The organism is Sphingomonas sp. TF3, from assembly GCF_003985085.1.
In the GTDB taxonomy this organism is placed as follows: domain Bacteria; phylum Pseudomonadota; class Alphaproteobacteria; order Sphingomonadales; family Sphingomonadaceae; genus Sphingomonas.
This window is the reverse complement of sequence record NZ_RWKS01000002.1, coordinates 51,554-65,667: the sequence shown is the minus strand read 5'-3', so window position 1 is coordinate 65,667 and position 14,114 is coordinate 51,554. Positions and strand designations below refer to the sequence as shown.

Genomic DNA, 14,114 nt, shown 5'->3' with positions numbered 1-14,114 from the left:
GGCAAAAATCCGTATGACACCGGTGTCTACAGCATAGGTTGATACACAGGGGAGAGTGATCATGACCATGAAAGCGGTGTTTTTGATGACGTCAGCAGCCTTGGTGCTGGCGAGCTGCGGAGATTCCAATTACGGCGGTGGGGTAACCGTCGTCAGTGGCGGCACGACCGGGAGCACGCCGACGCCCAGCCCCGCCACCCCAGCGCCAACGCCTGCTTCCTCGCTCGGTGCCGATGGCTGGGCCGCGACCGGCACCGGCACCACCGGGGGCGACGGCGCGGTTGCGGCCAAGACCTATACCGTTACCAATCGCAACGAGTTGATCCAGGCGCTGTACGGCAACACCGCCACGATCGCCGCCGATGGCAGCTATACGGGCACGCTCGATCCGGCGAAGAAGCTGATTTACGTGAAGGGGCAAATCAGTCTCAACATGAACCAGGCGCTGACCGAACAGACCGCCGACGATTACATCAAGGGCAGTTGCGCGAGCACGACCTATGGGTTCACCGCCGAGGCCGCGCTGACCACCGCCTATCTCGCCGCCTATCGCCCGAGCGTATACGGCAATGCCAGCTTGCCGGTCGGCAATCCCGAAAACGCGCGCGTCTGTGCAGCCGCGCTGCAAAAGAAGGTCGTGCAGATCTTCGTGCCGTCGAACACTTCGATCATCGGCCTGGGCAGCGATGCCAAGCTCGTCCACGGCAATCTGATCCTCGGCACCAGCAGCGCGCCGATCGACAATGTCGTCGTGCGCAACATCACCTTCGAGGATGCGTTCGACTTCTTCCCGCAATGGGACCCGACCGATTCCACCACCGGGCGCTGGAACTCGGCCTATGATCTGATCTCGGTGCTGTATGCGACGCATGTCTGGATCGACCACAGCACCTTCAGCGACGGCGCGCGGATCGACCGGTTGTATCCCTCGGTATGGACCGAGACGGTCGGGGCGGTGAATTACACCGGCAGCGACTTCAAGGTGCAGCATCATGACGGGCTGATCGACGTGACCAAGCTCGGCAATCTCGTCACGATTTCGAAGAGCTATTTCTTCGGCCATGACAAATCGTTCCTGATCGGCGGCACCGACACTGCGAGCAAGACAGCAGAAAACCCGAGCGTGCTGAAGGTGACCTTCCACGACAATTATTTCCAGGGCCTGCGCCAGCGGATGCCGCGCGTGCGCTTCGGCCAGGTCCATGTGTACAACAATTATTATGAGGTCTCGCTCGACCCAACCGCCGACGAACCCTTCCTGGTGGCCTGGACCGTCGGGCAAAGCGGCAAGATCATTGCCGAGAACAACGCCATCATCACGCCGGGCACTGCCGGGACCGTCAGCAACCTGTGGAGCATTTCGGTCAGCGCCGCGCGCACCAGCGGGTGCATCACGACGGGTTACACCGCCGATGATTGCGCATCGACCTTTGCCGATTCGGGCACGCAGTTGAACGGCGTCACCGTGGATGTCACCACCCCGCTGCGCGCCTCCAATGCTGCCGTCGCTGCCAGCACCTGGTCGCCCGCCGCCAATTACAGCTATGTGCTCAAGCCGACCACCGGGCTGATCGGCACCGTCATCGCTAATGCGGGTGCGGGCAAGCTCTGACAGCGGCACGATTGACCACCGGGCGCGTGCGTAGTTTCCGAAGCTACCACGCGCTCACTGCCGACGGATATTGGCGGCATGCACGCCCCCGCCACCAGTTCCACTGCGCCGCCGTTTTGGACACGCTCCGTTGACGCGCTGTGTACCGAGCTCGACTGCAGCCATGACGGGCTGACCACCGCGCAGGCCGATGCGCGGCTCGCGCATTATGGCCAAAATGCCGATGCGACGGTCCGCCAGACCGGGCTGTTCCGCGCAATCGTCCGCCGCCTGTTCGAGCCGCTGTCGCTGATCCTGCTCGTCGCGGCGATCGTGTCGATTGCCACCGGCGACTCCGTGGGCGGGACGATCATCGTCGCCATTCTGGCGATCTCGATCGGGCTTGAGGCGGTGCAGGAACGGCAGGCGCTGGGCGCGGCGGCGGCTCTGCGGCGGACGGTGGCGCTGAAGGCCGAAGTCAAGCGCGACGGCCAATTCGTGCAGATTGCGGTCGAGGGCGTGGTGCCCGGCGACGTGATGCGGGTGCGCGCGGGCGACATCATCCCGGCCGACGGGCTGGTGCTCGATAGCGATGCGTTCACCGCCAATGAGGCGGCGCTGACCGGCGAGCCCTATCCGGTGGAAAAGCGCCCCGGCACGGTGACTGGCGAGACGGCGGGCGAGGCATCGAACGCGCTGTTTCGCGGCGCTGTCGGCCAGACCGGCGAGGCAATCGCCTTGGTCGTCCATTGCGGAGCAGCGACCGTGTTTGGCGGCGCGGCGGCGGCGCTGGACGAAGCGAGCGAACTTTCCCCCTTTCAGCGCGACTTGCGCAGTTACGGGCTGCTCACCGCGCGGCTGACGATCGTGCTGGTCGTGGTGGTGCTGGCAACCAGCGTGTTCTTCGGGCGACCGGCGCTGCAATCGCTGATGTTCGCGGTCGCGCTGGCGGTGGGGCTGACACCCGAATTGCTGCCGATGATCACCACCGTCACGCTGTCGCGCGGCGCGATGCGGATGGCCAAGCGCAAGGTGATCGTGAAACGGCTGGCGTCGATCCACGATCTCGGCGCGATGACGGTGCTGTGTACCGACAAGACCGGCACGCTGACCTCGGCTGAAATCACGCTCGCGCGCAGCCTGTCGCCCGCCGGCGCGGAAGACCCGCGCACCGCTCGACTGGCCGCGATCGCCGCATCGCTCGGCGGGGATCGCGGCGCGCTCGACGCTGCGCTGCTGGCCGCCGCGCCCGCTGCGGATACGGGCTGGACGCTGGTCGGACGCCACGCCTTTGATTTCGCGCGACGGCTGGGATCGGTCGTCGCGAGCGGCCCCGAAGGCACGATCCTGATCGCCAAGGGCGCGCCCGAGGCGATCCTCGCTTTATGCACGTCGAGTCAGGGCGGCGGCGCGATGGGCGCGGCGGAACGCGCCGCTGCGCTGGCGCAGGTCACGGCGCTCGCCGGGAAGGAAGGCCTGCGGACCATCGCGGTGGCATCGCGCGCCTGGACCGGCCCCGCGCAAACCGTTTCGGCGGCGGATGAGACCGGCCTCGTCTTCGAGGGCCTGTGCGCCTTTGCCGACCCGCCCAAGGCGACCGCAGCCGCAGCCATCGCCCGGCTGGCGGCGGCGGGAATCCGGCTGAAGATCCTGTCGGGCGACGATCCAGTGGTGGTCAAGCGGCTGGCCGGACTGGTCGGCATGAAGGCCGACCGCGTGCTGTCGGGCGCGGACATCACGCACCTGTCCGACGATGCGCTTGCGGTGCAGGTGCGGCATGTGGACGCCTATGGGCGGCTCGCGCCCGACCAAAAATCGCGCATCGTGCGGGCATTGCAGGCGCGCGGTGCCGTGGTCGGCTATCTCGGCGACGGCATTAACGATGCCCCGGCGCTGAAGGGGGCCGATATTGGCCTGTCGGTCGCGGGTGCCACCGGGGTTGCCCAGGCGGCGGCGGACATGATCCTGCTCGACAGCGATCTGGCGGTCGTCGCAGACGGCGTCGAGGAAGGGCGGCGGACCTTTGCCAACATCCTGAAATATATCCGCATGGGGGCCAGTTCCAACTTCGGCAACATGCTGTCGATGGCGGTGGCATCGTTCTTCCTGCCGTTCCTGCCGATGCTGCCGACGCAGATCCTGCTGAACAACCTGCTCTACGACGTGTCCGAAATCGGCATTCCATTCGACACCGTCCGCGCCGAGGCGATTGCAAAGCCACAAGTGTGGAACCTGCGCGACCTGGTGAAATTCGCGGCGATCATGGGGCCGCTCTCCTCGCTGTTCGACTTGCTCACCTTTGCCGGGCTGGTGCTGCTGTTCCACGCGGCACCACCCGAATTTCGCACCGCCTGGTTTCTGGAATCGATGGCGACGCAAGTGCTGGTGATCTTCATCATCCGCACCAACGGCAGGCCCTGGGCGAACCGCGCGAGCCCGATCCTGACGATGACGTCGCTCGGCGCGTTACTGGTGGCGCTTGCCCTGCCCTTCACGCCGCTGGCGCACTGGCTGGGCTTCCAGACACCGCCACTGGCGATGACGGGCGGGATCGTGGCGGTGGTGGTCGCCTATCTGGTCTGTGCGGAACTGCTGAAAGGCATTGCGATACGGCCCAGCCGCGCGACCCGCCACGCGCATCAACGCGGGCCGATACCCCGGTGAGCGTCGCGCGATCGCGAGAAAATCTCCCAGGTCGCGATGAACATCGCCGCGATCACCGGGCCCACCACCAGCCCGTTAAACCCGAACAGTTCCAGGCCGCCAAAGGTCGAAATCAGCACGACATAATCGGGCATTTGCGTGTCGCGCCCGACCAGGATCGGCTTCACCACATTGTCGACGCTGCTGATGATGAAGAACCCGCACAGCGCCAGCGCGATCCCCTGCCAGATCGCGCCGGTTGCCAGCAGATAGAGCGCCATCGGCACCCACACGATGCCCGTACCGATCGCCGGCAGCAGCGAGAACGCGCCCATCAGCACGCCCCACAGCAACGCGCCACCAATGCCCAGCCCCCACACGATCAGCCCGCCGATCAAGCCCTGCAGCACCGCGACGACCAGACTGCCCTTGATCGTCGCGCGCACGACGGCGGCGAATTTGTCGAACAGCGCGCGCCGATATTCGGGCAGCAGCGGGATGGCATGTTCGACCTTGGCGACGATCGTGCGCCCGTCGCGCAATAGGAAGAAGCAGAGGTACAGCATGATGCCGAGCGTCGCCAAAAGCCCGAACACGCTTTGCCCGAGGCTGAATGCCCGCCCCGCCAGCGAATCGAAGCTCTTGACCGCCCCTTCCGCGATCCGCGCGCGCACCGCCGCAAAATCGGTGAGGCCATAGCCCGCCAATTGCTGTTGGACCCAGTTCGGCAAGCGGCCCTCGATCTGGAAGATCACGAGATCGAAATCGATCTTGCCCGACTTGATCTTGGCGTAGAGCCCCGCCGCCTGTTGCAGCAGCGCCCCGCCCAGCAGCACCGTCGGCAAGATCACCGCGAGCAGTATGACCAGCAGCGTCAGCACGGTCGCAAGGTTGCGACGGCCGCCAAGCGTGGCGGTCAGCCAATCGGTCAGCGGGGCGAACACGATCGCGGCAACCACGGCCCACACGATCGCCCCGAAAAAGGGCGCGATGAGCCAGGCGAAGACCAGCGACACGATCATGAGGAACGCCAGGAAGAACCCGCGCTCGAGCGAGAAGCCGCGTGAATCGGGTGCGATCATGCCGTCGCCGGACGCGCGATTGCGCCACGCCCCATGATCGCGCGCACCACTGGCTTGCACAGTTCGAGCAGGACCAGAAGGCCCGCCCCCAGGCCAAGCGCAAACACCATGTCGATCCACGCGATCGAACCGAATTTCAGCAAGGTCTGTGCGGCGGGCAGGAAGAAGATCAGGCTCGCGATGATGACGATCGCCGCCAGCACGGCGCGCAGCGCACTGTTGTGCCGCGCGAACGCCTCGATGATCGACGCGCCGAACGATCGGTTGACGAGGATCAGCGCGAGGATTTCGGCAATCAGCGAGAAGAAGATCAGCGCACGCACCTCCGCCTCGGGCATCCCGCCCTGCACTTCCAGCAGGAACACCGTTGCCAGCATGGCAAAGGCCAGCCCGCCCTGGAACACGCCCCATGCGATCATCGTCACGGAGAAGAGCGGTTCATTCGGGTCGCGTGGCGGGCGTTGCATGATGTCTCTTTCTCCGCGCTCGGCCTCGAACACAAGCGCGCAGACCGGATCGATCACCATTTCCAGCAAGGCGATATGGATCGGCCCGAACAGGATCGGCATTCCGAACACCAGCGGCAGCAGCGCCAGCCCGGCAATCGGCACATGCACCGCGAAGATGAACGCCATGGCCTTGCGAATGTTGTCATAGATCCGTCGGCCGAGCGCGACCGCCTTGACGATCGCGCCGAAATCATCGTCGAGCAGCACGATCGCCGAGGCCTCGCGCGCAACATCGGTGCCGCGTTTACCCATGGCGATGCCGATATGCGCGGCCTTGAGCGAGGGCGCATCATTGACCCCGTCCCCGGTCATCGCAACCACTTCGCCATCGGCCTTGAACGCCTGAACGATGCGCAATTTCTGTTCGGGCATGATGCGCGCGAACACGGTGACCGTCTTCAACCGCGCCGCCAGCGCGGCATCGTCGAGCGCTGCAAGCTCGTCGCCGGTCAGCACGTCCCCATCGGCAATCCCCGCCTGCGCCGCGATCGCCTTGGCGGTGGCGGCATAATCGCCCGTGATCATCGCCACGCGGATCCCGGCTGCCCGGCATTCGGCAACCGTCGCCTTCACCGTCGGGCGCAGCGGATCGGCGAGCCCGACCAAACCGACCAGTTCGAACGCAAAACCCGCCTGCGTCTCGGGCCAATCGGTATCGGTAGCGACCGCCGTCGCCACACCGAGCACGCGAATGCCGCGCGCGGCCATCCGATCCACCGCCAGCGTCATACGGTCGCGTTCACCGGGTGCCAGCTTGCACAAATCGGCAATCGCCTCGGGTGCGCCCTTGGTCGCGACGACCAGCCGGTCGTCATCGGTGCGCCAGACATTCGACATGGCGAGCAGATCGGGCCGCAGCGCATAACCGTGGACGTGCGTCCAGTCCGGCTCCGATGGTGCGCAAACCTCGACATGCGCCTGATGCAGCGCGATTTCCATCGGGTCGGACGGTTCCACCGCGCTGGCCAGCGCGGCCATGCACACGATCGGCCCGTAATCGGCAAAGGCGCAAGGTGCCTCCCCCAGCGTCGCATCCTCGCCCGAGGCCAGCCACAAGGCGACCACCGACATGCGGTTTTCGGTCAGCGTACCGGTCTTGTCGGTACACAGCACGGTTGCCGAGCCCAGCGTCTCGATCGCCGCCGCGCGCCGCGTCAGCACGCCGACCGCGCCGATCCGCCACGCCCCCATCGCCAGGAAGATGGTGAGCACGACCGGAAATTCCTCGGGCAGCATCGACATGCCGATCGCGATCCCGGCGAGGATCGCCTCGATCCAGCCGCCGCGCAGCAGGCCGAACAGCACCACCACCGCCAGCGCCACCGCGCCCCCGCCGATCGCGCACCAGGTGACGATGCGAGTGGTTTCGCGCTGGAGCCGCGGCGCTTCGGTATCGAGCGTGGCGAGCGACTGGCCGATCTTGCCGATTTCGCTGCGAGGGCCCGTCGCGGTCACCTCGGCGATGCCGCTGCCCCGCGCGACCAGCGTGCCCGAATAGACATAGGGCTGATCCTCGCCGCCCGGACGGTGATCGGCTGATGGAGCGTCGGCTTGAACCGCCTTGCCGACCGCCAAAGACTCGCCGGTCAACAATGATTCATCGGCCTGAAGATCGTCCGCGCTGAGCAAGCGTCCATCGGCGGCGATGCGATCCCCCTGCTCCAGCACCAGCAGATCGCCGCACACCACCTCGCGCCCCGGAATGCGCAACCGCTCGCCCCCGCGAACGACCAGGGCGCTGGGTGCGGAGAGATCGCGCAGTGCCTCCAGCACCCGTTCAGTGCGGGTTTCCTGCACGACGGTGACGACCACCGAAAAACTGGCAAAGGCCAGCAGGATCAACGCCTCGGTCAAATCGCCCAGCAACAGGTAAGCCATGCCGCCTGCCAGCAGCAACGCGAACATCGGCTCCTGCACCACCTCGAACGCGATATGAAAGGTCGAGCGCCGCCCGGCGCGGGGCAAGGCATTGGGCCCGTCGCGCACCAGACGATCGACGGCTTCGGCAGGCGAGAGACCAGCGGGTCCGGGCGTCATCATGATGGCTTTCCCCGACACCGTGTCACCGGCGACACGATCCTGCCGACAGCGCAGGGTGCGCGCGCGATGACAGGAGCAATGCCGCGCCGCCCCAGCTTCTGCTATGCGTGCTTTCCCCTAGACGGAACCATGCCGAGCATGGCCGCTATGCTTCATCCGTTCACGCGATATGGTCTTTTCTAGCGCTTCTTGGGCTGGGGTACGCCGCTTACCCAGAAGATGCCGCCTGGCTGCAAGGCGATGACATATTGGCCGTGGTCGTCGCATTCGGCGATCCAGGTCGCCTTGCCGTCGATCGGCGCGTGCTTCTCCATCCGCACGATCTTCTGGCAGGTATAGCCGCCGTCGCGGATCGCACGGAACATCGTCGTCTGCTGTAACGAGGGCGACAACGCGTCGATCTTCGCTTCCATCGGATCATGCGTCGCTGCGGCGGCGGGCTTGTCGCTGCCGCTGGGGCTGCCATCGCACGATGCCAGCGCCGCCGTCAGGATCATCGCCACACAGATACGCTTCATCATGTCGCTCCTGTCCTTCAAATCCCGCCCGCCACAACCGTCCGCCCGGTCGCCTCCAACGCGCGCGTCAAGTCCGCGATACAGCGGTCGGCCAGCGCGGCGTCGGTCGCGCGCACCACGAAATTGGCACCGGTGCGCCCGTCGCGAAAGAAGGGATAACTCCCAATTGCCACGCCCTCATGGCTTTTTTCGGCCTCGCGCAGCAGGTCGGCGATTTCGCTTTCGCCGACCCAGCAGCCGATCGTGCGCGACAGCACCGGCAACCCGCCCTCCAGCGTGCCGGTCAGCGCGTCGAGCATCCCCGCCGTTATGTGCGGTACCCCGGCCATGATGAAAATATTGCCGACACGGATGCCCGGCGCGCCCGACATGCGGTTTTCGATCAGATCGGCCCCTTGCGGCACGCGCGCCATGCGCTTGCGCGCCTCGGTCAAGCCACCACGCGTGGTGTAATAGGCCTCCAGCACCGCCACTGCCTGCGGGTGATAGACCACCGGCACGCCCAGCGCCTCGGCAATGGCATCGACGGTGATGTCGTCGTGCGTCGGGCCAATGCCGCCTGTCGTGAACAGATAATCGTTGCGCGCGCGCAGCACGTTGACCGCCTCGACGATCGCTGCGGTCTTGTCGGGCACAACGCGCACCTCGGCCAGGCGGATGCCCTGCACGTTCAGCCAGGTCGCGATTTGCGCGATATTCTTGTCCTGCGTGCGGCCCGACAGGATCTCGTCGCCGATCACCGCCAGCGCGGCCGTCCAGATGCGTGTCGTCATAGCTCCGCATAGCCCGCATCGTGGCCCTCGCAAAGCCCAAGCGGCTTCGCTATATCGCGGGGATGACCGAATATGTAACCGTAACCGCCGACGCGCCCACCGCCCGTACCGGTGCCATCAAGCTTCATGGGCCCGAAGCCTTTGCAGGTATGCGTGCCGCCGGAAAACTCGCCGCCGAAGCGCTCGACATGATCGTGCCGCACATGGTGCCCGGCATGGCCACCGCCGAACTGGACGCGATGATCCGCCGTTTCATCGTCGAACGCGGCGGCGTGCCCGCAACGCTGGGCTATCGTGGCTATACGCATTCGAGCTGTATCTCGACCAATCATGTCGTGTGCCACGGCATTCCCAGCGACAAGACGTTGAAAAATGGCGACATCGTCAATGTCGACGTCACCCCGTTGCTCGACGGCTGGCACGGCGATAGCAGCCGCATGTATTTGATCGGCGACGTGCCGATCAAAGCGAAGCGGCTGGTCGAAGTAACCTATGAATGCCTGATGCTCGGCATCGAAGCCGCCAAGCCGGGCAACCATCTGGGCGACATTGGCGACGTGATCCAGCGCCACGCCGAAAAGCACCGCTATGGTGTGGTGCGCGATTTCTGCGGCCACGGCGTCGGCCGCCTGTTCCATGATGCGCCCGAAGTGGTCCATGCCGGTCGCCCCGGCACCGGCCCCGAACTGAAGCCCGGCATGATCTTCACGATCGAGCCGATGATCAACACCGGTCGCCCCGACGTGAAGGTGCTCGACGATGGCTGGACGGCGGTGACGCGCGACCGTTCGCTGTCGGCGCAGTTCGAACATTCGATCGGCATCACCGAGGACGGCTGCGAGATCTTCACGCTCAGCCCCGGCGGGTTCGACAAGCCGCCTTATTGAAATCTGATCCCCGATCGGTCTTAGCGAGACATCCGAAAGGCAGCGTGGGGCAAGGCAGCCCCGTCCCCACGCTGCCGCCAGGTTCAGCTGACTTTGCTTACCGTGCCGTGCGTAATGGTGTGGTTGCCATAGGTATAAGTGCCAACGCCGTTCCATTCCGCATCGACGGCCAGCGCCGCCGAGAAGTGCGCCAGATAGCTGCCGATCGCGGGCGGCGGCACCGACACGACATATTCCCCATGCAGCGCGATGAGCCGTGTATCGTGCCCGAAACCGGTATGATGCAGCACGCCGCTGACGGGAAATTCGATCGATCCGTAGGGCGGCGGCAGCGACTGCGTAATGTGCGCCGTGCCATGGATTTGACCAGAAACCGCATTGACCAGCAGCGACAAATGCAAGGTGGGAGCACCGACGATCGGCTCAACGCCGAGCTGGACCAACAGCTTTACTTGATAAAGACCTACTGCTTCAGACATGGTTTATCTCCTGCTTCTTGAGAGAATAAAACAACACGTCGAGGATTGAGTCGTTACGCGCATCGTACATTTTCGGTATAATTTTTACACTGACGCCCTTGAACGCCCTTCAAGGGTATAATGCACGACTCCCGACTCGACCTCCGAAGAGTATCATTTCTCTCTTTGAGTCCAAAGCCGCTTTTGCGCGTAAGCAGCTGAACCAACATCACTCCTTCGGTAAATTTCTTGCGGGTGCAGAAGTTTTTATTTCATCTTTTTTTGGTTCAATCGAACCGACACGACCACGCGCACTCGCATGCGCGACGGCATCGTCGTGCCTGCCAATCCGGCAATTCCCCCGCCTCCTGCCCATTTGTTGAGCATCGTGACATGGGTGCCGACCGGGTCCGCCCGCGCTTTTGCGCCCCTCGCGCGGCTGGCACGGTTGTTGTAAGGTGAACCGACAGAATGGGAGTGCGTGCTGCGTGAAAAAGATCGAGGCGATCATCAAGCCGTTCAAACTCGATGAGGTGAAGGAGGCGCTGCACGAGGTTGGCGTCAGCGGCATCACGGTGACCGAAGCCAAGGGGTTCGGTCGTCAAAAGGGGCATACCGAACTGTATCGCGGCGCGGAATATGTGGTCGACTTCCTGCCCAAGGTAAAACTCGAAGTGGTGGTGGAGGATTCGCTGGCGGAACGCGTCGTCGAAGCCATTGCCGCTGCCGCGCAGACCGGGCGCATCGGCGACGGCAAGATCTTCGTCATTCCGGTCGAAACCGCGCTGCGCATCCGCACCGGCGAACGCGACGAGGATGCCATTTGACGCAGCGCAACATCTTGTGACAACGCGATCATCCTAGTGGAATGTGATTCCCGAATTGCTCGGGCTATTGATCGATAACGAAAGGGCGTGGGGACATGGCGAATTCGGCTCCAAACACTGCGAGCGACGTACTGAAGATGATCAAGGAGCAGGAGATCGAGTGGGTCGATCTGCGCTTCACCGATCCCAAGGGCAAATGGCAGCATTTGACGATGGTCGCCGGCGTTGTCGGCGAAGATGAGCTGACCGACGGCTTCATGTTCGACGGCTCCTCGATCGAGGGCTGGAAGGCGATCAACGAATCCGACATGATCCTGAAGCCCGATCTGGACGCCGTGTGGACCGATCCGTTCTCGGCCACGCCGATGCTGATCCTGGTGTGCGACATCGTCGAGCCCTCGACCGGCGAACTCTATGCCCGCGATCCGCGCTCGACCGCCAAGCGCGCCGAGGCGTATCTGAAGACGACCGGCATCGGCGACACCGTGTATATCGGGCCGGAAGCCGAATTCTTCATGTTCGACAACGTCCAGTTCGAGAACAGCTATTCGACCAGCTATTACAAGATCGACGATATCGAGCTGCCCACCAACACCGGCACCTCGTATGAAGGCGGCAACCTCGGCCACCGTCCGCGCGCCAAGGGCGGTTACTTCCCGGTCGCGCCGGTCGACAGCGCCGTCGACATTCGCGGCGAAATGGTTTCGACCATGCTCGAAATGGGCCTGCCGTGCGACAAGCATCACCACGAAGTCGCCGCTGCCCAGCACGAGCTCGGCCTCACCTTCGGCACGATGACGCTGACCGCCGACCGCATGCAAATCTACAAGTATGTCTGCCACAATGTCGCGCAGGCTTACGGCAAGACCGTCACCTTCATGCCCAAGCCGATCAAGGAAGATAACGGCTCGGGGATGCACACCCATCTCTCGATCTGGGACAAGGGCCAGCCGCTGTTCGCGGGCAATGGCTATGCCGGCCTGTCGGACACCTGCCTGTATTTCATCGGCGGCATCATCAAGCACGCCAAGGCGGTGAACGCCTTCACCAACCCGACCACCAACAGCTACAAGCGGCTGGTGCCGGGCTACGAAGCCCCCGTGCTGCTCGCATATTCGGCGCGCAACCGCTCGGCCTCGTGCCGCATTCCCTATGGCACCGGCCCCAAGGCAAAGCGCGTCGAAGTGCGCTTCCCCGACGCGATGGCCAACCCGTATCTCTGCTATGCGGCGCTGTTCATGGCCGGCCTCGACGGCATCCAGAACCGCATCCACCCGGGTGAGGCGATGGACAAGAACCTGTACGACCTGCCACCGGCCGAACTGGCCGAAGTGCCGACCGTCTGCGGTTCGCTCCGCGAAGCGCTCGAGAGCCTGGCCGCCGATCACGACTTCCTGCTCAAGGGCGACGTGTTCTCGAAGGACCAGATCGAATCGTACATCGAGCTGAAGATGCAGGACGTGGCGCGTTGGGAAATGACGCCGAGCCCGGTCGAGTTTGATATGTACTACAGCTACTGAGGCTGCCGTGCCGGCAGCCGGTGGGGACAAGGCGAAGCCAAAGTCCCCACAGGAGCTGTCGGCCGGCCTCGCTCTAGCGAGGACCGACGAGTTTCAGGTAAACGATGCCCCGCATCGTTTAGGTCATGCCGGGGGCATGACCCTCCTGAAACTGGCTTTGCCGCAGCGCGGTGCCAGAAAAGGCGTCCGGAGCGATCCGGGCGCCTTTTCTTTTTGCCGATCAACACGCGGACCCCGGCAGCGCTCAAGACCTTCCGACCTTGACCGCCCTACCCCTTTGCGGGTCTCGACAGCCCGCTCTACCTTCTTCGCGCCTCATTGAGGGAGTGACTCGCATGCTGATCCTCGCTGCTGCTTTGGCAATCGCGCCCGCAACGAGGCCCGACCGCCTCGACTTCCAGATGATGGCTTCGCCCGTCTACGATGTCTTTGCCGCTAAGGGGGAAGCGTTATGCCCCGCGCGCAAATTGCGGTATTTGCATCCTGCGGATCTCGCCTTTCTGGAAGAAGGCTTTCTGCCATCGCTGACGCCGCGCGCCCGGCACAGGGTTACCTTGCGCGATGTCGGCGATAAGGGCTGTACGGGGGGCGGACTGTCCTGCCCAGCGCAGCACATGCTGGCCGCCATTTCCGAGGCGGGCCTGCTGGACGCATTTGTCAGCTTTGCGTGCGTAGCCCCGGCGTAGCGCAGCCTTCGTTCAGTCAGAGCGGGCCAGCGCAGTAGGAGCTAAACACTCCTCACCAAAACACCCTGGAAACGCAATCTGCGCGGGCAAGCCTTATTCGCCCCTCACTCATCAAACGCCGTTCCGCCCTTCTCGACCGTCCGCCCGTTCAACTGCCCCCACAATTGCGCGGTCCCCGCCTCATGCGCCTTGTTCACATATTGCGAGGCGACCAGCCACCCTTTGATCGGGCGTAGCGGCAACAGGCATCCCGCCAGCATCAGCGGCAGCGAGGTGACGGCATGGACCCAGAAAGGCGGGCTGAACGCCACCTGGAACCACACCACCACGAACAGCAGCGGAAACGCGACGATGCACAGCGAGAAGAAGGCGGGGCCGTCATCGGGCGAGGCAAAGCTGTAATCCAGCCCGCATACCTCGCAGCGATCGACCACCTTCAGCCAGGAGCGGAACATATGCCCCTTGCCACAGCGCGGGCACAGGCCCTTGGCCCCGAATTTGAGGATCCAGCGCCATTTTTCGCCTTCGGTCTGTGTGTCCGCCATGTCTGATCCCAACGTCTTTGCTGCCGCCTAGATAG

12 protein-coding genes are annotated in these 14,114 nt (G+C 64.2%); 6 read left to right on the top strand and 6 right to left on the bottom strand.

Translation table 11 applies throughout. The annotated features are described in order from the left end of the window. Nucleotides 1–61: 61 nt before the first annotated feature. Both EJC47_RS01945 and mgtA read left to right on the top strand, forming a co-directional pair. Entirely contained in the window at nt 62–1,612 is a 1,551-nt protein-coding gene (locus tag EJC47_RS01945; protein WP_126845268.1) for a polysaccharide lyase family 1 protein, read from the top strand. Between the two features lie 78 nt (nt 1,613–1,690). Continuing rightward, complete coding sequence (gene mgtA / locus EJC47_RS01940; RefSeq protein ID WP_126845267.1) at nt 1,691–4,255, top strand: magnesium-translocating P-type ATPase; 2,565 nt, start codon at nt 1,691–1,693, stop codon at nt 4,253–4,255. Here mgtA and EJC47_RS01935 read toward each other — a convergent pair. The 4 genes from EJC47_RS01935 to EJC47_RS01920 form a co-directional block, all read right to left on the bottom strand. Continuing rightward, a complete protein-coding gene (locus tag EJC47_RS01935) occupies nt 4,231–5,316 on the bottom strand; it encodes an AI-2E family transporter (protein WP_126845266.1) in 1,086 nt (361 codons plus the stop codon). The two genes, mgtA and EJC47_RS01935, sit on opposite strands and share 25 nt — an antisense overlap. Beyond that, a complete protein-coding gene (locus EJC47_RS01930; protein ID WP_185867529.1) occupies nt 5,313–7,865 on the bottom strand; it encodes a cation-translocating P-type ATPase in 2,553 nt (850 codons plus the stop codon). Before EJC47_RS01930 ends, EJC47_RS01935 begins: the two co-directional genes overlap by 4 nt. Before the next feature lie 179 nt (nt 7,866–8,044). Continuing rightward, nucleotides 8,045–8,383: a hypothetical protein gene (locus tag EJC47_RS01925; RefSeq protein ID WP_231565162.1), complete on the bottom strand. Its 339-nt coding sequence runs from the start codon at nt 8,381–8,383 to the stop codon at nt 8,045–8,047. 17 nt (nt 8,384–8,400) lie between these two features. After that, nucleotides 8,401–9,156 (bottom strand): competence/damage-inducible protein A, encoded by a 756-nt coding sequence (locus tag EJC47_RS01920; RefSeq protein ID WP_126845264.1) that lies wholly within the window; start codon nt 9,154–9,156, stop codon nt 8,401–8,403. Between the two features lie 62 nt (nt 9,157–9,218). Here EJC47_RS01920 and map point away from each other — a divergent pair, with 62 nt between their 5' ends. Next, nucleotides 9,219–10,043, top strand: coding sequence for a type I methionyl aminopeptidase (map, locus tag EJC47_RS01915; protein ID WP_126845403.1), 825 nt, complete (start codon nt 9,219–9,221; stop codon nt 10,041–10,043). An 83-nt stretch (nt 10,044–10,126) separates the two neighbouring features. Here map and EJC47_RS01910 read toward each other — a convergent pair whose 3' ends face one another. Beyond that, complete coding sequence (locus EJC47_RS01910; RefSeq protein ID WP_033965425.1) at nt 10,127–10,522, bottom strand: DUF1842 domain-containing protein; 396 nt, start codon at nt 10,520–10,522, stop codon at nt 10,127–10,129. Nucleotides 10,523–10,989: 467 nt separating this feature from the next. On the opposite strand from EJC47_RS01910, the gene EJC47_RS01905 reads away from it, so the two are divergent. From EJC47_RS01905 to EJC47_RS01895, 3 genes are all read left to right on the top strand, one after another. Next, nucleotides 10,990–11,328, top strand: coding sequence for a P-II family nitrogen regulator (locus EJC47_RS01905; protein ID WP_033965448.1), 339 nt, complete (start codon nt 10,990–10,992; stop codon nt 11,326–11,328). Between the two features lie 95 nt (nt 11,329–11,423). Continuing rightward, nucleotides 11,424–12,848: a type I glutamate--ammonia ligase gene (gene glnA / locus EJC47_RS01900; RefSeq protein ID WP_033965426.1), complete on the top strand. Its 1,425-nt coding sequence runs from the start codon at nt 11,424–11,426 to the stop codon at nt 12,846–12,848. Nucleotides 12,849–13,183: 335 nt separating this feature from the next. Then, nucleotides 13,184–13,534 carry a hypothetical protein gene (locus EJC47_RS01895; protein ID WP_126845263.1) on the top strand — a complete coding sequence of 117 codons (351 nt, stop codon included), beginning with the start codon at nt 13,184–13,186 and terminating at the stop codon, nt 13,532–13,534. Nucleotides 13,535–13,638: 104 nt separating this feature from the next. On the opposite strand, the gene EJC47_RS01890 is transcribed toward EJC47_RS01895, so the two are convergent. Then, nucleotides 13,639–14,079: a DUF983 domain-containing protein gene (locus EJC47_RS01890; RefSeq protein WP_126845262.1), complete on the bottom strand. Its 441-nt coding sequence runs from the start codon at nt 14,077–14,079 to the stop codon at nt 13,639–13,641. Between the last annotated feature and the right edge of the window lie 35 nt (nt 14,080–14,114).